The organism is Variovorax saccharolyticus, assembly GCF_030316765.1.
Lineage (GTDB): Bacteria > Pseudomonadota > Gammaproteobacteria > Burkholderiales > Burkholderiaceae_C > Variovorax > Variovorax saccharolyticus.
In genome coordinates this window covers 76,445-92,794 of sequence record NZ_JASZYT010000003.1, presented here as the reverse complement: position 1 = coordinate 92,794, position 16,350 = coordinate 76,445, and the positions used below count along the sequence as shown (strand labels likewise).

At 70.7% G+C, this 16,350-nt stretch carries 21 protein-coding genes; 17 read left to right on the top strand and 4 right to left on the bottom strand.

Translation table 11 applies throughout. The features are described 5' to 3' along the window. Positions 1 to 14: 14 nt before the first annotated feature. The gene (locus QTI45_RS11095; protein ID WP_286654377.1) at positions 15 to 827 is read right to left on the bottom strand and encodes a class I SAM-dependent methyltransferase; all 813 of its coding nucleotides are present in this window, start codon (positions 825 to 827) and stop codon (positions 15 to 17) included. A gap of 206 nt (positions 828 to 1,033) precedes the next feature. Here QTI45_RS11095 and QTI45_RS11090 point away from each other — a divergent pair, with 206 nt between their 5' ends. Both QTI45_RS11090 and QTI45_RS11085 read left to right on the top strand, forming a co-directional pair. After that, positions 1,034 to 1,564 carry an OsmC family protein gene (locus tag QTI45_RS11090; protein WP_286654376.1) on the top strand — a complete coding sequence of 177 codons (531 nt, stop codon included), beginning with the start codon at positions 1,034 to 1,036 and terminating at the stop codon, positions 1,562 to 1,564. Positions 1,565 to 1,577: 13 nt separating this feature from the next. Beyond that, positions 1,578 to 2,558: an AraC family transcriptional regulator gene (locus tag QTI45_RS11085; RefSeq protein WP_286373878.1), complete on the top strand. Its 981-nt coding sequence runs from the start codon at positions 1,578 to 1,580 to the stop codon at positions 2,556 to 2,558. A 25-nt stretch (positions 2,559 to 2,583) separates the two neighbouring features. Here QTI45_RS11085 and QTI45_RS11080 read toward each other — a convergent pair whose 3' ends face one another. Beyond that, positions 2,584 to 3,444, bottom strand: coding sequence for a class III extradiol dioxygenase family protein (locus QTI45_RS11080; protein ID WP_286654375.1), 861 nt, complete (start codon positions 3,442 to 3,444; stop codon positions 2,584 to 2,586). A gap of 26 nt (positions 3,445 to 3,470) precedes the next feature. Further along, entirely contained in the window at positions 3,471 to 3,824 is a 354-nt protein-coding gene (locus QTI45_RS11075) for a protocatechuate 4,5-dioxygenase subunit alpha (RefSeq protein WP_286654374.1), read from the bottom strand. Between the two features lie 79 nt (positions 3,825 to 3,903). Between QTI45_RS11075 and QTI45_RS11070 the strand changes: the two genes are divergently transcribed. Beyond that, positions 3,904 to 4,830, top strand: a complete 927-nt coding sequence (locus tag QTI45_RS11070) for a LysR family transcriptional regulator (RefSeq protein WP_286654373.1) — start codon at positions 3,904 to 3,906, stop codon at positions 4,828 to 4,830. Positions 4,831 to 4,883: 53 nt separating this feature from the next. Here QTI45_RS11070 and QTI45_RS11065 read toward each other — a convergent pair whose 3' ends face one another. Further along, a complete protein-coding gene (locus tag QTI45_RS11065; protein WP_444813268.1) occupies positions 4,884 to 5,132 on the bottom strand; it encodes an oxidoreductase-like domain-containing protein in 249 nt (82 codons plus the stop codon). Between the two features lie 165 nt (positions 5,133 to 5,297). Here QTI45_RS11065 and napE point away from each other — a divergent pair, with 165 nt between their 5' ends. From napE to ccmI, 14 genes are read left to right on the top strand one after another with little or no spacing between them, the layout of a single operon-like run. After that, entirely contained in the window at positions 5,298 to 5,456 is a 159-nt protein-coding gene (gene napE / locus QTI45_RS11060) for a periplasmic nitrate reductase, NapE protein (protein WP_286373883.1), read from the top strand. A gap of 49 nt (positions 5,457 to 5,505) precedes the next feature. Next, a complete protein-coding gene (locus tag QTI45_RS11055) occupies positions 5,506 to 5,784 on the top strand; it encodes a chaperone NapD (RefSeq protein ID WP_286654372.1) in 279 nt (92 codons plus the stop codon). After that, positions 5,774 to 8,263 (top strand): periplasmic nitrate reductase subunit alpha, encoded by a 2,490-nt coding sequence (napA, locus tag QTI45_RS11050; protein ID WP_286654371.1) that lies wholly within the window; start codon positions 5,774 to 5,776, stop codon positions 8,261 to 8,263. The genes QTI45_RS11055 and napA overlap by 11 nt, the downstream gene beginning before the upstream one ends. A gap of 21 nt (positions 8,264 to 8,284) precedes the next feature. Then, entirely contained in the window at positions 8,285 to 8,761 is a 477-nt protein-coding gene (locus QTI45_RS11045; protein WP_286373886.1) for a nitrate reductase cytochrome c-type subunit, read from the top strand. 18 nt (positions 8,762 to 8,779) lie between these two features. Beyond that, complete coding sequence (locus tag QTI45_RS11040) at positions 8,780 to 9,445, top strand: cytochrome c3 family protein (RefSeq protein WP_286373887.1); 666 nt, start codon at positions 8,780 to 8,782, stop codon at positions 9,443 to 9,445. Continuing rightward, a complete protein-coding gene (gene ccmA / locus QTI45_RS11035; protein WP_286654370.1) occupies positions 9,438 to 10,115 on the top strand; it encodes a cytochrome c biogenesis heme-transporting ATPase CcmA in 678 nt (225 codons plus the stop codon). The genes QTI45_RS11040 and ccmA overlap by 8 nt, the downstream gene beginning before the upstream one ends. After that, entirely contained in the window at positions 10,081 to 10,746 is a 666-nt protein-coding gene (gene ccmB, locus QTI45_RS11030; protein WP_286654369.1) for a heme exporter protein CcmB, read from the top strand. The genes ccmA and ccmB overlap by 35 nt, the downstream gene beginning before the upstream one ends. 8 nt (positions 10,747 to 10,754) lie before the next feature. Beyond that, on the top strand, positions 10,755 to 11,525 hold the full coding sequence (gene ccmC, locus QTI45_RS11025; protein WP_353621293.1) for a heme ABC transporter permease CcmC: 771 nt from the start codon (positions 10,755 to 10,757) through the stop codon (positions 11,523 to 11,525). Continuing rightward, the gene (gene ccmD, locus QTI45_RS11020) at positions 11,522 to 11,665 is read left to right on the top strand and encodes a heme exporter protein CcmD (RefSeq protein WP_286654368.1); all 144 of its coding nucleotides are present in this window, start codon (positions 11,522 to 11,524) and stop codon (positions 11,663 to 11,665) included. Before ccmC ends, ccmD begins: the two co-directional genes overlap by 4 nt. Further along, positions 11,655 to 12,113, top strand: coding sequence for a cytochrome c maturation protein CcmE (gene ccmE / locus QTI45_RS11015; RefSeq protein WP_286654367.1), 459 nt, complete (start codon positions 11,655 to 11,657; stop codon positions 12,111 to 12,113). Before ccmD ends, ccmE begins: the two co-directional genes overlap by 11 nt. Further along, positions 12,110 to 14,116, top strand: coding sequence for a heme lyase CcmF/NrfE family subunit (locus tag QTI45_RS11010; RefSeq protein WP_286654366.1), 2,007 nt, complete (start codon positions 12,110 to 12,112; stop codon positions 14,114 to 14,116). Before ccmE ends, QTI45_RS11010 begins: the two co-directional genes overlap by 4 nt. Beyond that, a complete protein-coding gene (locus QTI45_RS11005) occupies positions 14,113 to 14,634 on the top strand; it encodes a DsbE family thiol:disulfide interchange protein (protein ID WP_286654713.1) in 522 nt (173 codons plus the stop codon). Before QTI45_RS11010 ends, QTI45_RS11005 begins: the two co-directional genes overlap by 4 nt. Continuing rightward, positions 14,631 to 15,110, top strand: a complete 480-nt coding sequence (locus QTI45_RS11000; protein ID WP_444813267.1) for a cytochrome c-type biogenesis protein — start codon at positions 14,631 to 14,633, stop codon at positions 15,108 to 15,110. Before QTI45_RS11005 ends, QTI45_RS11000 begins: the two co-directional genes overlap by 4 nt. Beyond that, positions 15,107 to 16,339 carry a c-type cytochrome biogenesis protein CcmI gene (gene ccmI / locus QTI45_RS10995; protein ID WP_286654365.1) on the top strand — a complete coding sequence of 411 codons (1,233 nt, stop codon included), beginning with the start codon at positions 15,107 to 15,109 and terminating at the stop codon, positions 16,337 to 16,339. The genes QTI45_RS11000 and ccmI overlap by 4 nt, the downstream gene beginning before the upstream one ends. Positions 16,340 to 16,350: the final 11 nt, after the last annotated feature.

Genomic DNA, 16,350 nt, shown 5'->3' with positions numbered 1-16,350 from the left:
CTGCCTTTTCTCGCTCAACGCCGGGTGACGACGATCTCCAGATAGTCGCTTGGCACCACCAGCGAATCCGGGCCGGCGCGGTTGAGGTGGTTCAGCAGCTCCGTGAGGTCGCGCTCCAGCGCGGCCGCGCCTTCGGGCGGCAGGCTCGCGAAGGCCTTGTGCACCGGTCCGTACCAGGTGCGGAAGACCTCGATGAAATGGGCCGCCGAGCGATAGCGGAAGTTGAACTGCCTGGGCGTCGCCTCGATGGCGGCCGCGCGGTCGCCGAACAGCGTCTTCAGGTGCGATTCGACCCCCCAGAGCGACGGCGGCTGCACGCCGGCGGGCGGCGGCACGTGCTTGCCGAGGGTCTTGAACAGCTGGCCGATGAAGCCCTCGGGCGTCCAGTTGGCGAGGCCGATGCGGCCTCCCGGGCGGCACACCCGCGCCATCTCGGCCGCGGACTTGGCGTGGTCGGGCGCGAACATCACGCCGAAGGTCGACAGCACGGCATCGAAGCTGGCGTCCGCAAAGGGCAGGGCCTCGACGTCGGCGGGCAGGAAGCTCACCTGCAGGCGCTCGGCATGGGCGCGCTCGGCCCCGCGCTCGAGCAGCGCGGCGACGTAGTCGGTCGAGGTCACGGCGCAGCCGCGGCGCGCGGCCGCCAGCGTGGCGTTGCCGTTGCCGGCGGCGACGTCGAGCACGCGCTCGTCGCAGCGCAGGTCGCAGGCCTCGGCCAACTGCTCGCCGACCAGTTGCAGGGTGGTGCCGATCACGGCGTAGTCGCCGCTGGCCCAGGCGGTCATCTGGCGGGCCTTGATGGCGCTGAAATCGACGGGTGCATTCATGGGGCTTGGCTCCTTGGGACGGTGGTTGAAAGGCGGTTGCCGAACTGTCGCGCCGGCGCCCGGGCGCCGTCCTGCCCGACCATCCGGGATCGCTGACCATTCATCCGCGGGCCATCCGCCATGAGGCATAGCCCATCCCGCCCATGGCCGCGACCGGTCGCGGCGGTCAGAATGCGCTTCCCTGCATCCGACAAGGAGGATCGACCATGGCGGCTGAGGAGATCGCTGCGGCCTGGCGGCGTGCCGAATCGGTGTTGCAGCGCCGGCCCGAGAGCGGATTGCACGACGACTCCACCGCCACCGCGCGCTGGGACGGCGGACTCCGGATCGCGGCCAGCCACGCCAATGGCGCCCAGATGCTGACCGACATGCCGGTCGAACTGGGCGGCACCGGCGACCGGGTCACGCCCGGCTGGCTGCTGCGCGCCGGCGTGGCCTCCTGCACCGCCACCCGCATCGCGATGTCGGCCGCGGCGCAGGGGATCGCGCTGCGCTCGCTCGAGGTCAGCACCAGCAGCCGCTCCGACCTGCGGGGTCTTCTGGGCATGGCGGACGCCGATGGCGCGCCGGTCGGCGCGGGTCCGCGCGATGTCGAGATGCGGGTGCGGATCGCCGCCCCGGGGGTGTCCGACGAGCGCCTGCGCGCACTGGTCGAAGAGAGCTGCCGCTGCTCGCCGATGGCCTGCGCGCTGCAGGACGCGGTGCCGCTGGCGCTGCACATCGAGTTGGAACCCTGAAGGAGGTGCGCCGATGGATGCCTTGTCGGAAACCCTGCGCGTGGTGCGCCTGGTCGGCGCCATCTTCATCAACGCCCGCTTCACCGCGCCCTGGTGCTACCAGTCGCCGCGCGCCGACACGGTGGCGCCGCTGCTGGAGCCCGGCGCCGAGCGGGTCGTGATCTTCCACCTCATCACCGAGGGCGAATGCCATGTCGAGCTGGCGGGCCAGCCGCCGGTGCGGCTGGTCGCGGGCGACGCGGTGATCTTTCCCCAAGGCGATGCCCACCGCATGTGCTCCGAGCCCGGGCTGCCCCCGGCCACCGGCGGGCGCCTCGACGCCGTGCTGGCGCGGCGGCCGCGCCAGTTGTCCTACGGCGGCGGCGGCGCCGTGACCAGGCTGGTCTGCGGCTACCTCGCCTGCGATGCGCGGCTGGCCGGCATCCTGCTGGCGGGCCTGCCGGCGCTGGTGCGCGTGAACGTGCGGGGATCGAACGCCGGCGAGTGGCTGGAGGCCTCGGTGCGCTATGCGCTGGCGGAGGCGCGATCGCCGCGCCCGGGCGGCGCCGGCGTGCTCTCCAAGCTGTCCGAGGTGCTGTTCATCGAGGTGCTGCGGCTCTACATGAACGAGCAGGGCGAGGGCAGCACCGGCTGGCTCGCGGGGGTCGGCGACCGCGTCGTGGGCGCCGCGCTGAAGGCGCTGCACAAGAACCCGGCGCATGCCTGGACGCTGGACGAGCTGGCGCGCACCGCGGGCAGTTCGCGCTCGGTGCTGGCCGAGCGCTTCCAGCAGCTGGTGGGCAGCTCGCCGATGCAATACCTGACGCAGTGGCGCATGCTGCTGGCCGCCAACCTGCTGGCGCGCAGCAATGCGCCGCTGGCGAGCATCGCGGAGGACGTCGGCTACCAGACCGATACGGCCTTCAGCCGCGCTTTCCGGCGCGAATACGGGGCGCCGCCGGCGGCCTGGCGGCGCAGCCGGCTGGCGCGCGCCGAGGCGGTGGCCGTCGCGTAGCCGCAGCGCGGCGGCCGGACCGGCCTCAGCGGCTTCCCGCCTGGACGACCTCTAGCGCCATCACGGCGGTGGCCGTGTTGGAGATCGGCAGGTGGTAGTTGCGGTGCAGCTTGCGCACCCGGGGCCCGGCGCCGGCGAGCGCGCCGCGCATGGCCAGCCACATCAGAAGCTCCACGCCCTGCGTCCCGGCCTTCTCGACCAGTTCGTGGATGCTGAACTGCGTGGCCCACTCGGGGTTCGATTCCATGCTGTCGAGGAACTGCAGGTCGAAGGCCTTGTTGATGAAGCCGGCACGCTCGCCGTCGAGCTGGTGCGACAGGCCGCCGGAGGCGACCACCGCCACCTTCTTGCTGCTGTCCCATGTGCGGATCGCCTCGCCCACCGCCTTGCCCAGCGCATGCACCCGGCGCGCCTTGGGCAGCGGGAACTGCACGGTGTTGATGCACACCGGCACCACGGCCACCGGGCAGTCGCCTTCGGGGTAGAGCAGTTTCAGCGGCAGGGAGCAGGCGTGATCGACCTGCATCTCCTGGCAGCTCACGATGTCGAACTCCTGCTCCACCAGCGCGTTGACGAGGTGCCACGACAGCTCGGGCTCGCCCCGCAGCGGCGCCAGGGTCGGGATGCCCCAGCCTTCGTCGGCGTTGCGGTACTCGGGGGCCGCGCCGATGGCGAAGGTCGGCATCTTGTCGAGGAAGAAGTTCAGGCCGTGGTCGTTGTAGAAGACGACCATGACGTCGGGCCGCGTGGTCGCGAGCCAGTCGCGGATCGGCGGGAAGCCGTCGAAGAAGGGTTTCCAGTAGGGCTCCTGCTGCTGGCCCCTGGCGATCGCGCCGCCAATGGCCGGGATGTGGGAAGTGCCGATGCCGCCGATGAGTGTGGCCATGATGTTCCTTGTCCTTTCGGGTCGAGTCAGACGTGGTCGGCGGCCCGCAGCCTGGCCTGGAATTGATCCTTGGTCAGTCCGGTCTGCTGGGCGCCGATGTCCTGCATGTCGAGCTTGAAGATGCCGGCGAACTTGGCCAGGTAATAGACATTGCCGCCGGCGGCCATCAGCTGCAGCACGTCGCGGGCACGGATCGCGTCCGCCTGTTCCTCGTTCAGGCCGTACCGGCGCATGTAGCCTTCCTCGTCGGCGACGAAGGCCTGGCGGTTGGCTTCCTCGTTGAACGAAAAGCACATCCTGTTGAGGGCGTAGCCCTTCCTGGCCTGTTCGCCGTCGAAGAGGGTGGTGCCGGGAATCCCGGTGTGGGGTCTGCTGTCCATGGACTGTCTCCTGGGGGGTGAGGCGTCCAGTATTCCGGCTTCGTTGCCAAAGATAAATCGATGCTTCATCATGCAATGCATGAGTGATTTCGATTGGTTGGACCTGGACGCCCGGCTGCTGCGGCTGCTGGTGACGGTGGTCGAGGCGGGTTCCATCACGGGGGCCGCGCAGCGCCTGGGCGTGACGCAGTCCGCCGTGAGCCATCTGCTAGACAAGCTGCGCGCCATCACGGGCGAGGCCCTGTTCGTGAAGTCGGGCCGCGGCATCGTCGCCACCGCGCGGGCCGGCGAGCTGGCCCTGCGGGCGCGCGAACTGCTCGGCGACCTGGAGCGTTTCGCGCGCCCCGATGTGTTCGAGCCCGGGCGATGGCAGACCACCTTCACCATCGCGGCCAATGATTTCCAGCGCGACCTGCTGTTGCCGGCGCTGGCGAAGCGGCTGCGTGCCGAGGCCCCGGGCGTGGCCTTGCGCGTGATTCCCTCCGACGTGCCGGGCCTTGAGATGCTGCGCGGCGAGCACTGCCAGCTGATCGTCAGTCCGCGTCCGCCCGAGGGCGGCGACATCGTTCAGAAGCGCCTGTTCGAAGACCGCTACCGCGTGTTCTACGACCCGGCCGTGCGCGCCGCCCCGCGCACGCGGCGCGACTACCTGGCGGCCGACCACGTGACGGTGGTCTATGCGCCGCGACGCTCGCTCGAGCTCGACCAGCACTTCGAGCGCCAGGGCCTGCACCGGCGCTTCGCGGTCATGGTGCCGGGCTTCGCCGCGCTGCCGTCCTTCATTCGAGGCAGCAACCTGCTGGCCACGGTGCCGGGGCTGCTGCGGGTCCATGCCCTGCACGGGCTGGCGAATGCACCGGTGCCGGTCGCCTGTCCGGCCATGCCGATGTACATGGTCTGGCACCTGCGCCACCAGAATGACGCAGCGCATCGCTGGCTGCGGCGCATGCTGGAGGATGTGACCCGGGCCGCGATCGCCTCGGCCCCGAAATCAGCGGCCGGATAGGCGCCAGACGGTCCAGCCGGCGGCGACTCCGGCCGCCAGGCTTGCCACCAGCTTCATGCGATCTCGCACGGCGTGGTCGCGGCCGTCAGGTTCGACAGCGCGATCAGCGCCTCCTCGCGCCACCAGGCGACGGCTTCGAAGTAGCCCTCCCAGACGCAGCCGTTGCAGCCCCGGCCGCAGCAGGTGGCGGGTTCGGGCGGCGGATCGCGAAAGCGCTCGAGGCCCGCGGCGCCAAGGCGCGACGCGAGCTGATGGATCGCGGCACGCGCGGAGGAGGCATCGATGACGGCAGGAAGGTCCACCGCGCGATGTTAGCCCGGCGCCCCCGCGCCCCGGTCCGCTGCCCGATGGGGTGCCGGCTGCTGCCCTTTGGTGCATTGACAGTTCTGAATGAACCGTCAAGAATCGTTTCGACCTTGTTGCTTCCGGCCCGGCTCCCCTGCCGAGGCCCGCCATGAAGGAGAGCTGTGGAACGTCCTGGCGAAGTCTTCACGAAGGCACAGGAGCTGCGCAGCTTCCTGTTTCTTTCCGTGGTCACGGCACCGGTGCTGGCGGTCGGCATCGTCGCGGGCTATGGCTTCCTGGTCTGGATCTACCAGATGTTCGCCGGGCCTCCAGGCAGCTGAGGCTGCCCGCCACGCGCAGCGCTGAGCCACCTGTCACAAGGAAGCCAAAGTGCCCGACGAAGTGCATATCAGCAGCCTGGTGGTCCATGCCACGCCCAAGCGCCTGGAGCGCATCGAGGCTGTCATTGCCCTGATGCCCGGTGCGCGGGTGTACGGCAGCTCTCCCAACGGCAAGCTGGTCGTCACGCTCGACGCCGACAGCGCCGACCAGATGCTGGCCCGGGTGAGCGCGATCCAGCGCACCGACGGCGTCCTTTCCGCCGCGCTGGTCTACCAGTACGCGGACACCGTGGAAGCGATGAACGAGGAGATTCCCGATGCCGATTGACAGACGGGACTTCATCCGCCAAACCGCCGCCGCGACCGCGGGCGCGGTGGCCGGCATTCCGCTGACCGGCGTCGCGCAGGCGGTGGCGCCGGACGCCGCCGGCCTGAAATGGTCCAAAGCGCCGTGCCGCTTCTGCGGCACCGGCTGCGGCGTCACGGTGGCGGTCAAGGACAACCGCGTGGTCGCCACGCACGGAGACCCGGAGGCGGAGGTCAATCGCGGCCTCAATTGCGTCAAGGGCTACTTCCTGTCGAAGATCATGTATGGCGAGGACCGGCTGCTGACGCCCTTGCTGCGCAAGAAGAACGGCCAGTACGCCAAGGACGGCGAGTTCACGCGGGTCTCGTGGGACGAGGCCTTCGACGTCATGGCCGCGCAGTTCAAGCGCGTGCTCAAGGACAAGGGCCCGACCGCGGTGGGCATGTTCGGCTCGGGCCAGTGGACCGTCTGGGAGGGCTATGCCGCGCTCAAGCTCATGAAGGGAGGCTTCCGTTCGAACAACCTGGACCCCAATGCGCGCCACTGCATGGCGTCGGCGGCCGTGGGCTTCATGCGGACCTTCGGCGCCGACGAGCCCATGGGCGTCTACGACGACATCGAGGCCGCGGACGCGTTCGTGCTGTGGGGTTCCAACATGGCCGAGATGCACCCGATCCTGTGGACCCGGGTGACCGACCGGCGCCTGAGCGGGCGCAACGTGAAGGTGGCGGTGCTGTCGACCTTCGAGCACCGCTCGTACGAGCTGGCCGACATCGAACTCACCTTCACGCCGCAGACCGACCTGGCGATCCTCAACTACATCGCCAACCACATCATCACGACCAACCGCGTGAACCGCGAGTTCGTCGACCGCCACACCTCGTTCCGGCTCGGCAACGCCGACATCGGCTACGGACTGCGGCCGGAGCATCCGCTGCAGAAGGCGGCCAAGAACGCGGCCGATGCCGGCGGCTCCAAGCCGATGACCTTCGACGAGTTCGCCAAGTTCGTCGCCACCTACGACCTCGACTACACCGCCAGGCTCAGCGGCGTGCCGCGCAACCGCCTGCTGGCGCTGGCCGAGATGTACGCCGATCCGAAGGTCAAGGTGATGTCGTTCTGGACCATGGGTTTCAACCAGCACACGCGCGGTGTGTGGTGCAACAACATGGTCTACAACATCCACCTGCTGACCGGCAAGATCTCGACGCCGGGCAACAGCCCGTTCTCGCTGACCGGCCAGCCCTCGGCCTGCGGCACCGCGCGCGAGGTCGGCACCTTCTCGCACCGGCTGCCGGCCGACATGGTGGTGACCAACCCCAAGCACCGGGCCCACACGGAGGAGACCTGGAAGCTGCCCGAGGGCACGATCCCCGGCATCCCCGGCTATCACGCGGTGCTGCAGAACCGCATGCTCAAGGACGGCAAGCTGAACGCCTACTGGGTGATGGTCAACAACAACATGCAGGCCGCCGCCAACCTGGTGCAGGAAGGCTACCCGGGCTACCGCAATCCCGACAACTTCGTCGTCGTCTCGGATGTCTACCCGACGGTGACGGCCTTGAGCGCCGACCTGATCCTGCCGGCGGCGATGTGGGTCGAGAAGGAAGGTGCCTATGGCAATGCCGAGCGCCGCACGCAGTTCTGGCACCAGCTGGTCGGCGCACCCGCCGAGGCCCGCTCCGACCTCTGGCAATTGATGGAGTTCTCCAAGCGCTTCAAGGTCGAGGAAGTGTGGCCCGAGGAGCTGATTGCCAAGAAGCCCGAGTTGCGCGGCAAGAGCCTGTTCGAAGTTCTGTTCCGCAACGGGCAGGTCGACAAGTTCCCGAATTCGGACATCGAGGCCGGCTACGCCAACGACGAGGCCAAGGCCTTCGGCTTCTACGTGCAGAAGGGGCTGTTCGAGGAGTATGCCAGCTTCGGCCGCGGCCACGGCCATGACCTGGCGCCGTTCGCCACCTACCACCAGGTGCGCGGCTTGCGCTGGCCGGTCGTGAACGGCAAGGAGACCCTGTGGCGCTACCGCGAGGGCTCCGACCCCTACGTCAAGGCCGGCAGCGGCTTCCAGTTCTATGGCTATCCGGACGGCAAGGCGCTGATCTTCGCGCTGCCCTACGAGCCGCCGCCGGAGGTACCCGACAAGGAATACCCGTTCTGGCTGTCCACCGGCCGCGTGCTCGAGCATTGGCATTCGGGCTCGATGACGCGCCGCGTGCCCGAGCTGCACAAGGCGGTGCCCAATGCCGTGTGCTTCATGCATCCCGAGGACGCCCGGGCCATGGGCGTGCGGCGCGGCACCGAGGTCGAGGTCAGCTCGCGGCGCGGCAGCATGCGCACGCGGGTCGAGACGCGCGGGCGCAACAGGCCGCCGCGCGGGCTGGTGTTCGTGCCGTGGTTCGACGCCAGCCAGCTGATCAACAAGGTCACGCTCGATGCGACCGATCCGATCTCCTACCAGACCGACTTCAAGAAGTGCGCGGTGAAGGTCGTCAAGGTCTGAGCCCTCCCCAGAGACACCGGCATGACCCCCCGCACCCTTCTTCCGCTGCTCGGCCTGCTGGCCGCCTTCGCATGGGCCCAGCCATCCGGCGGGCTGGTGGACGCGGCGCGCGGGCCGGTGCCGATTCTCCAGCCGACGGATCCGCCGCGGCTGGGCAATGCGATCAACGACGACGTGCGGCGCCCGCGCAACTACGACATGCAGCCGCCCACCATCCCGCATCGCGTGGACGGCTACCAAATCGACCGGAACTTCAACAAGTGCCTCGATTGCCACGCGCGCACGCGCACGGATTTCTCGCAGGCGATTCCGGTCAGTCCCACGCACTACATCGACCGTAGCGGCAAGGTGCTGCCGCAGATCTCGACGCGGCGCTATTTCTGCATGCAGTGCCACGTGGCGCAGGACGCGGTGCAGCCGCTGGTGGGCAACGGCTTCGAGAACGCCGATCAGATCGCCAGGCGGGCCGCCGAGGCCGCCCAGGCCGGCAAGAAGTAGCTGCGGGGACGCCACACCATGATGAACCTCCTCAAGCGCTACTGGGCCATCATCCGCCGGCCGAGCGTGCATTTCAGCCTGGGCTTCCTGACCCTGGGCGGCTTCATCGGCGGCATCATCTTCTGGGGCGCCTTCAACACGGCGATGGAGCTGACCAACACCGAGAAGTTCTGCACCGGCTGCCACGAGATGCGCGACAACGTGTACGCCGAACTGCAGTCGACCATCCACTACACCAACCGCTCGGGGGTGCGCGCGATCTGCTCCGACTGCCACGTGCCGCACAACTGGACTGACAAGATCGCGCGCAAGATGCAGGCTTCGAAGGAGGTGTGGGGCAAGATCTTCGGCACCATCTCGACGCAGGAGAAGTTCCGCGACAAGCGCCTCGAGCTGGCCCAGCACGAGTGGGCGCGCTTCAAGGCCAACGATTCGCTCGAATGCCGCAACTGCCACAACTACGAGTTCATGGACTTCACGCGGCAGAGCGTGCGGGCGCAGAACATGCACTCGACCTTCCTGGTGAGCAGGGAGAAGACCTGCATCGACTGCCACAAGGGCATCGCCCACCGGCTGCCCCACATCCCGCCCGGGCAGGCACCGACCGACACGCCGGGCCAGGTGGTTCCCAAGGAAGGCGACGAGGCGCTGGCGCCGGCCGGCGGGGCCAAAGCGGGTGGTTGAGGCCTTGCACGACGGCCTGTGCGTTCGGGACCTGGCATGCACGCGGGGAGGGCGCAGGGTGTTCGACGGCCTCAGCTTCGATGTCGCACCGGGCAGCGTGGTGCAGGTGCGGGGCGCCAACGGCAGCGGCAAGAGCAGCCTGCTGCGCCTGCTCTGCGGACTGCTGCCGCCGGCCGCCGGCGAACTGCAGTGGCGGCGTCTGCGCGTCGGGGCCCGCGGCGCCGGGCTGGCCGCGGAGATCGCCTACATGGGGCATGCGGGCGGCATGAGCGGCGATCTCACGGTGCTCGAGAACCTGCGCTTCTCGCTGCAAGTCGCGGGCAGCGCGAGCGCCGATGCCGACTGCCGCGAAGTGCTTCAGCGGCTGCAGCTGGCGGGCCGCGAGGACGAGCCGCTGCGCCATCTCTCGCAGGGCCAGCAGCGGCGACTGAGCCTGGCCCGCGTGCTGCTGAGCGGGCGCGCGCTGTGGCTGCTCGACGAGCCCTGCGCCGGACTCGACGCTGAAGGCGAGGCCAGCTTCGACGCCTGCCTGGCCGAGCATGTGCACCGCGGCGGCATGGCCGTGGTGACGACCCATCGCGACATCGGCCGCGATGGCCCTTGCGCGCACACCCTCGACATGAACGGACTGGGCCATGCTGGCGACCGCGATCCCGATCATCGGCCGTGAGGTGCGCACCGCCTCGCGGCGGCCGATGGACGCGCTCAGCGCGCTGCTTTTCTTCGTCGTCGTCGGCAGCGTGTTCCCGCTGGCCGTCGGGCCCGATGCGGCGCTGCTGGCGGCGATCGGTCCCGGCGTGGTGTGGGTGGCGGCGCTGCTGGCGGTGATGATCTCGCTGCACCGCCTGTTCCTGCCCGACCTCGAGGACGGCGTGCTCGAGCAGCTGCTGCTGTCGCCGCGCTCGCTCGCCGGCATCGTCGGCGCCAGGGTCGCGGCGCACTGGCTCGTCAGCTGCCTGCCGCTGGTGGCGGTGGCGCCGCTGATGGGCTTGCAGTTCGGGCTCGCGGCACCGGCGATCGGGGTGCTGCTGCTGTCGTTGCTGCTCGGCACGCCGACGCTGGTGCTGCTCGGCGCGCTGGGTGCCGCGCTCACGCTCGGCCTGCGCGGCAACGTGCTGCTGGCGCTGATCGTGCTGCCGATGTGCGTGCCGGTGCTGATCTTCGGCAGCGGCGCGGTCGCGGCCAGCCAGCAGGGGTTGCCGGCGGACCCGCACCTCTCGCTGCTCGGCGCCTGCCTGCTGGTGGCCGCCTGCCTGTGTCCCTGGGCGGTGGGCGCGGCCCTGCGCCTGGCGGTGGAGTGAAAGGCCGCATGGATTCGCTTCGACGCATCGACCCCCAGGCCCTCGCGCCCGCGGCGGCCCGCCGGCGCGAGGGCTGGCGGCGCCTGGCCTCGCCCGCGGTGTTCCATGGCTGGGCCGGCCGGGCGATGCCGTGGTTTGCCGCGCTGGCCCTGGTGCTGGCGGCGGTCGGGCTCTGGGTCGGCTTCGCGGTGGCGCCCACGGACCACCAGCAGGGCGAGGTCTACCGGATCATCTTCATCCATGTGCCGGCGGCATGGATGTCGATGTTCATCTACCTGGTGGCGGCCTTCCATGCCGCGCTGGGGCTGGTGTTCAACACCCGGCTGTCGGCGCTGATGGCGCGGGCGCTGGCGCCCACGGGCGCGCTCTTCACCGTCGTCGCGCTGTGGACCGGCGCGGCGTGGGGCAAGCCGACCTGGGGCACCTGGTGGGTGTGGGATGCGCGGCTGACCTCGGAGCTGATCCTGCTGTTCCTCTATCTGGGCTACCTGGGGCTCGTCTCGGCCATCGACGACCCGCGGCGCGCGGACCGCGGCGGCGCCATCCTGCTGCTGGCCGGGGTGGTCAACGTGCCCGTCATCTATTTCTCGGTGCAGTGGTGGAACACGCTGCACCAGGGCGCTTCGGTCAGCCTCACGGCCGCACCGGCGATGGCGCACACGATGCTCGCCGGCATGCTGCTGATGGTGGGCGCCTGCTGGGCCTATTCGGTGGCAGTGGCGCTGGCGCGGGTGCGCTGCCTGATCGTGGAGCGCGACAGCCTGGCGAGGCGGCGATGAACGGCAGCAGCCACGGCCTCTACATCCTCGCGGCCTACGGCGTCGCGCTGGTGCTGATCGTCGCCGAGGTCTGGAGCCTCGTGCGGCGCAGCCGGGCGCAGGCCCGGGCGCTGCCGCCGGAGGCGCGCGATGAAGCCTAGGACGCGGCGTCTCGCGATCGTCGGCTCGGGGCTGCTCGCATTCGCGGTCGCCGCGCTGCTGGTGGTCAATGCCTTGCGATCGAACCTGGTCTTCTTCTTCAGCCCGAGCCAGGTCGCGGCCAGTGCCGCGCCGCGCAACGGCGCCTTCCGCATCGGCGGGCTGGTGGAAGCAGGCTCGGTGCAGCGCGGCGGCGACGGCCTGACGGTGCGCTTCGTGGTGACCGACCTGGCGCAGCGCGTGCCGGTGAGCTACCGGGGCCTCTTGCCCGACCTGTTCCGCGAGGGCAAGGGCGTGGTGGTGGCGGGCCGGCTGCAGGCCGACGGTTCGTTCGAGGCCACCCAGGTGCTGGCCAAGCACGACGAGAACTACATGCCGCCGGAAGCGGCGGCCGCCCTCGAACAGGCGCGGCAGGCCCACACGGCGCCGACGCTGGAGGCGTCGCAATGATTCCCGAGATCGGCGTCTTCAGCCTGGTGCTGGCCCTGCTGGTCGCGCTGGTGCAGGGCAGCCTGCCACTGGCGGGCGCGCACTGGGGCGTGGCCGGCTGGATCCGGCTCGCACGCCCGGCGGCGCTCGGCCAGTTCGTGTTCGCGGCGATCGCCTTCGCATGCCTCGCGTGGTGCTTCCTCGACAACGATTTCTCGGTGGTCTACGTGGCCTCGAACTCGCACGCCGACCTGCCGGTCGCCTACCGCTTCGCGGCGGTCTGGGGCGGACATGAAGGCTCGATGCTGCTGTGGTTCTGCATGCTCGCGGGATGGAGCGTCGCGGTCGCGCTGTTCAGCCGGCAGCTGCCCGCGGCCTATGTCGCGCGGGTGCTCGCGGTGATGGCGTGGCTCAGCGTGGGCTTCCTGCTGTTCCTGCTGTTCCTGTCGAATCCGTTCGCGCGCCTGATGCCGCCGGCGCTGGAGGGGCGGGACCTGAACCCGCTGCTGCAGGACCCGGGCATGGTGTTCCACCCGCCGCTTCTCTACATGGGCTACGTGGGCTTCTCGGTGGCCTTCTCCTTCGCCATCGCAGCGCTGCTGTCGGGCGAACTCGACGCCGCCTGGGCGCGCTGGTCGCGACCCTGGACCGTGGCGGCATGGATGTTCCTGACGCTGGGCATCCTGCTCGGCAGCGCCTGGGCCTACTACGTGCTCGGCTGGGGCGGCTGGTGGTTCTGGGACCCGGTCGAGAACGCCTCCTTCATGCCCTGGCTCGTGGGCACGGCGCTGATCCATTCGCTGGCGGTAACCGAACAGCGCGGCGCCTTCCGCAGCTGGACCGTGCTGCTCGCGATCTGCACCTTCTCGCTCAGCCTGCTCGGGACCTTCCTGGTGCGCTCGGGCGTGCTGACCTCGGTGCACGCCTTCGCGGTCGATCCGGGGCGCGGCCTGTTCATCCTCGCCTTCATGAGCGCGGTGGTCGGCGGCTCGCTGCTGCTGTTCGGGTGGCGCGCGCCCCGCATCGGGCTGGGCGGGCGCTTCGGCCTGCTGTCGCGCGAGTCGCTGCTGCTGGCCAACAACGTGACGCTGACCGTCGCCGCGGCCGCGGTGCTGATCGGCACGCTGTACCCGCTGGCGCTCGACGTGCTGGCGGGCCAGAAGATCTCGGTCGGGCCGCCGTACTTCGAGGCGGTGTTCGTGCCGCTCATGGTGCCGGCGATCTTCCTCATGGGCGTCGGTCCGGTGGCGCGCTGGAAGCAGGCGCCGCTGCCCGAACTGTCGCGGCGCCTTCGCTGGGCGCTGGCTGCCAGCGCCGCGGCCGCGCTGCTGCTGCCCTTGACGCTGCCCGCCGGCGAGCGCGGCTGGTCGGCGCTGTCGACCTTCGCGCTGCTGCTGGCGGCCTGGGCCGTGGCCAGCGCCGCGGCCCATGGCTGGCAGCGGCTGCACGGCGCTTCGGGAGGCTGGCTCGAACGCGCCCGGCGCCAGCCGCTCGGCTGGTACGGCATGCTGGCCGCGCATGCCGGCATCGGCGTCTTCATCTTCGGCGCGACCATGGCCAACGGCTTCGAGAGCCGGCAGGAGCTCAAGCTGCATCCGGGGGAGGCGACCACGCTGGCCGGCTTCGAGTTCCGCTTCGAGGGCATCGCGCCGGCCAGCGGGCCGAACTACGACGCGCTGCGCGCCACGGTGCAGGTCAGGCGCGAAGGCCGCGCGGTGGCGACGCTGCATCCGGAAAAGCGCATCTACCGCGCCCAGCAGATGGCGCTGAGCCAGGCGGCCATCGACGTCGGCCCGACGCGCGACCTGTTCGTCGCGCTGGGCGATGCCGCCGGCGACTCGGCCTGGACCATGCGGCTGCACGTCAAGCCCTTCATGGCCTGGATCTGGGCCGGCTGCCTGCTGATGGCCCTGGGAGGCTTGCTGGCAGCTGCCGATCGCCGCTACCGGCTCGGGCCGGCCCGCCGACGGGCGGCAGCCGGACCGCGTGCCGCGGTCGCGCCGAGGCTGCAGGAGGGCGCCTGATGCGATTCAAGTTGCCGTTCGCGATCTTCATCGTGCTGGCGGTCCTGCTGGCCCTGGGCCTGCGCCGCGATCCGAAGCTGCTGCCCTCGGCCCTGATCGACAAGCCGGCGCCGGCGATCGACCTCCCGCTGCTGCACGATCCGCAGCAGACGCTGAAGACCGACGCCATGTGCGGGCAGGTGTGGCTGCTGAATGTGTGGGCGTCCTGGTGCGCACCCTGCCGCGAAGAACTGCCGGTGCTGATGGAGCTGGCCGGCAAGGACGGCGTGCCGCTCTACGGCCTCAACTACAAGGACAAGAGTGATGCGGCGCGCACCTGGCTGCAGCGCTGGGGCAATCCCTACAGGGGGTCGGCGGTCGACCTCGACGGCCGCATCGGCATCGACTTCGGGGTCTATGGCGTGCCCGAGACCTTCGTGATCGACCGCGCGGGCCGCATCCGCTACAAGCACTCGGGCCCGATCACGGCCGAGCTGTGGCGCGAACGCCTGCTGCCCGTGGTGCGGAGCCTGCAATGAGCGCCGGCCGAAGGCGTCGCCTCGTGCGCGGATCGGCGCCGGTGCGGACCGGGGCTTGGGCCATCGTGCTGTGCGCCGCGATGCAGGGCGCGGCGGCGGCGGCCAGCATCGAGGAGCGCGAGGCGCAGCTCGCGGCCAGCCTGCGCTGCATGGTGTGCCAGAACCAGACCCTGGCCGAGTCGAACGCGCCGCTGGCGGTGGACATGCGCCGGCAGATCCGCGAGCAGCTCGGCCAGGGCCGCAGCGAGCGGCAGATCCGGGACTACTTCGAGCAGCGCTATGGCGCCTTCGTGCGCTACGACCCGCCGTTCATGCCGTCGACCTGGCTGCTCTGGCTTGGACCTTTCGTGCTGCTCGCAGCGGGTTTCGCGGCGCTGTGGCGGGCCGTGTCGCGGCACGGCCGTGCGCAGCCCGTGCCGCTGACGCCGGCCGAGCGCGAGCAGGCCGCTGCGCTGCTGAAGGAGGACCCGCGATGACCACCCTGTGGCTGGCCGCGGTGGCGCTGCTGGTGCTGGCGCTGCTGTTCGTCGTGCCGCCCCTGCTCAGGTCGCCGGGCGCGCGGAGTTCGCCGCGGGCCGAGCTCCTGCGCCGGCTCCACGCCGATCGGCTGGCGGGCATCGAGAAGGACATCCGGTCCGGCGCGCTCGGCACGCAGGACCGGGCCCAGGCCATCGACGAACTGCAGCGCCAGGTGCTCGAGGAGACCTCGCAGGCGACCCCGCGCGCCGGGCTCCCGGCGCGACCCTGGATGGCCTGGGGCGTCGCCGGCGTGCTGAGCATCGGCCTGCCGGCGGCGGCGCTGCTGCTGTACCTGCAGGTTGGCAATCCGATGGCGGCGGCGACCCAGATGCTCGCCGCCGAGCGCTCGGGCTCGCACGAGGGCGACGGCGCCGATGTCGAGCGCATGGTCGGCGGCCTGGCGGCGCGGCTGCGTTCGCAGCCCGACGACCTCGAAGGCTGGATCGTGCTGGCCCGCTCCTACGAGTACCTGAAGCGCTACGACGATGCGGTCGTCGCCTACCAGAAGGCGATGGCGCTGGCGCCCGACCAGCCCCTGCTGCTGGCCGACTACGCGGACGCCCTGGCCTCGGCGCGCGACGGCGACCTGGAGGGCCCGGCCCGGGCCGCGCTCGATGCCGCGCTGGCCATCGACCCCGACCATCCGAAGTCGCTCGCGCTGTCCGGCATGGCCGCCTTCAAGCGCGGCGATCTGCCGCTGGCCCGCCAGCGCTGGGAGCGGGTGCTGGCCCTGCTGCCGCCGGACTCCGAGGCGGCGCAGAGGATCGGCGCCGACCTGGCCCGGCTCGACACGGCGCAGCCGCCCGCCGCGCCGCCCGCCGCACCGCGTGTCGCCGCCGCGCGCCGGCATGTCGCCGGCACGGTGTCGATCGCTGCGGCGCTGCGCGACGCCGTGGCGCCGCAGGACACCGTGTTCGTGCTGGCCAGGGCGGCAGCGACCGGGCGCATGCCGGTCGCGGTGCTGCGCCTGCAGGCCAGGGACCTGCCGGCCGCCTTCGTGCTCGACGACAGCCTGGCGATGTCGCCCGACGCCACGATCTCGCGCTTCGAGGTCCTGACGATCGAGGTGCGCGTGTCGCGCTCGGGCCAGGCGGCGCCGCAGCCGGGTGACCTGAGCGGCTCGGTGGCGGACGTGGCGCTGGGGCAGGAGGGCGTCGCGCTGCAGGCGGACAAGGTCAGCCGCTGACGGCGGCCCGC

What these genes read in the sequence shown, in the direction of transcription:
- ccmE (WP_286654367.1), top strand. Translation starts at nt 11,655, where the DNA reads ATGAAGCCTAGGACGCGGCGTCTCGCGATCGTCGGCTCGGGGCTGCTC.
- QTI45_RS11095 (WP_286654377.1), bottom strand. Translation starts at nt 827, where the DNA reads ATGAATGCACCCGTCGATTTCAGCGCCATCAAGGCCCGCCAGATGACC.
- QTI45_RS11000 (WP_444813267.1), top strand. Translation starts at nt 14,631, where the DNA reads ATGAGCGCCGGCCGAAGGCGTCGCCTCGTGCGCGGATCGGCGCCGGTG.
- QTI45_RS11075 (WP_286654374.1), bottom strand. Translation starts at nt 3,824, where the DNA reads ATGGACAGCAGACCCCACACCGGGATTCCCGGCACCACCCTCTTCGAC.
- QTI45_RS11040 (WP_286373887.1), top strand. Translation starts at nt 8,780, where the DNA reads ATGATGAACCTCCTCAAGCGCTACTGGGCCATCATCCGCCGGCCGAGC.
- QTI45_RS11045 (WP_286373886.1), top strand. Translation starts at nt 8,285, where the DNA reads ATGACCCCCCGCACCCTTCTTCCGCTGCTCGGCCTGCTGGCCGCCTTC.
- ccmD (WP_286654368.1), top strand. Translation starts at nt 11,522, where the DNA reads ATGAACGGCAGCAGCCACGGCCTCTACATCCTCGCGGCCTACGGCGTC.
- QTI45_RS11090 (WP_286654376.1), top strand. Translation starts at nt 1,034, where the DNA reads ATGGCGGCTGAGGAGATCGCTGCGGCCTGGCGGCGTGCCGAATCGGTG.
- ccmI (WP_286654365.1), top strand. Translation starts at nt 15,107, where the DNA reads ATGACCACCCTGTGGCTGGCCGCGGTGGCGCTGCTGGTGCTGGCGCTG.
- ccmC (WP_353621293.1), top strand. Translation starts at nt 10,755, where the DNA reads ATGGATTCGCTTCGACGCATCGACCCCCAGGCCCTCGCGCCCGCGGCG.
- QTI45_RS11010 (WP_286654366.1), top strand. Translation starts at nt 12,110, where the DNA reads ATGATTCCCGAGATCGGCGTCTTCAGCCTGGTGCTGGCCCTGCTGGTC.
- napA (WP_286654371.1), top strand. Translation starts at nt 5,774, where the DNA reads ATGCCGATTGACAGACGGGACTTCATCCGCCAAACCGCCGCCGCGACC.
- QTI45_RS11080 (WP_286654375.1), bottom strand. Translation starts at nt 3,444, where the DNA reads ATGGCCACACTCATCGGCGGCATCGGCACTTCCCACATCCCGGCCATT.
- QTI45_RS11085 (WP_286373878.1), top strand. Translation starts at nt 1,578, where the DNA reads ATGGATGCCTTGTCGGAAACCCTGCGCGTGGTGCGCCTGGTCGGCGCC.
- ccmB (WP_286654369.1), top strand. Translation starts at nt 10,081, where the DNA reads ATGCTGGCGACCGCGATCCCGATCATCGGCCGTGAGGTGCGCACCGCC.
- QTI45_RS11070 (WP_286654373.1), top strand. Translation starts at nt 3,904, where the DNA reads ATGAGTGATTTCGATTGGTTGGACCTGGACGCCCGGCTGCTGCGGCTG.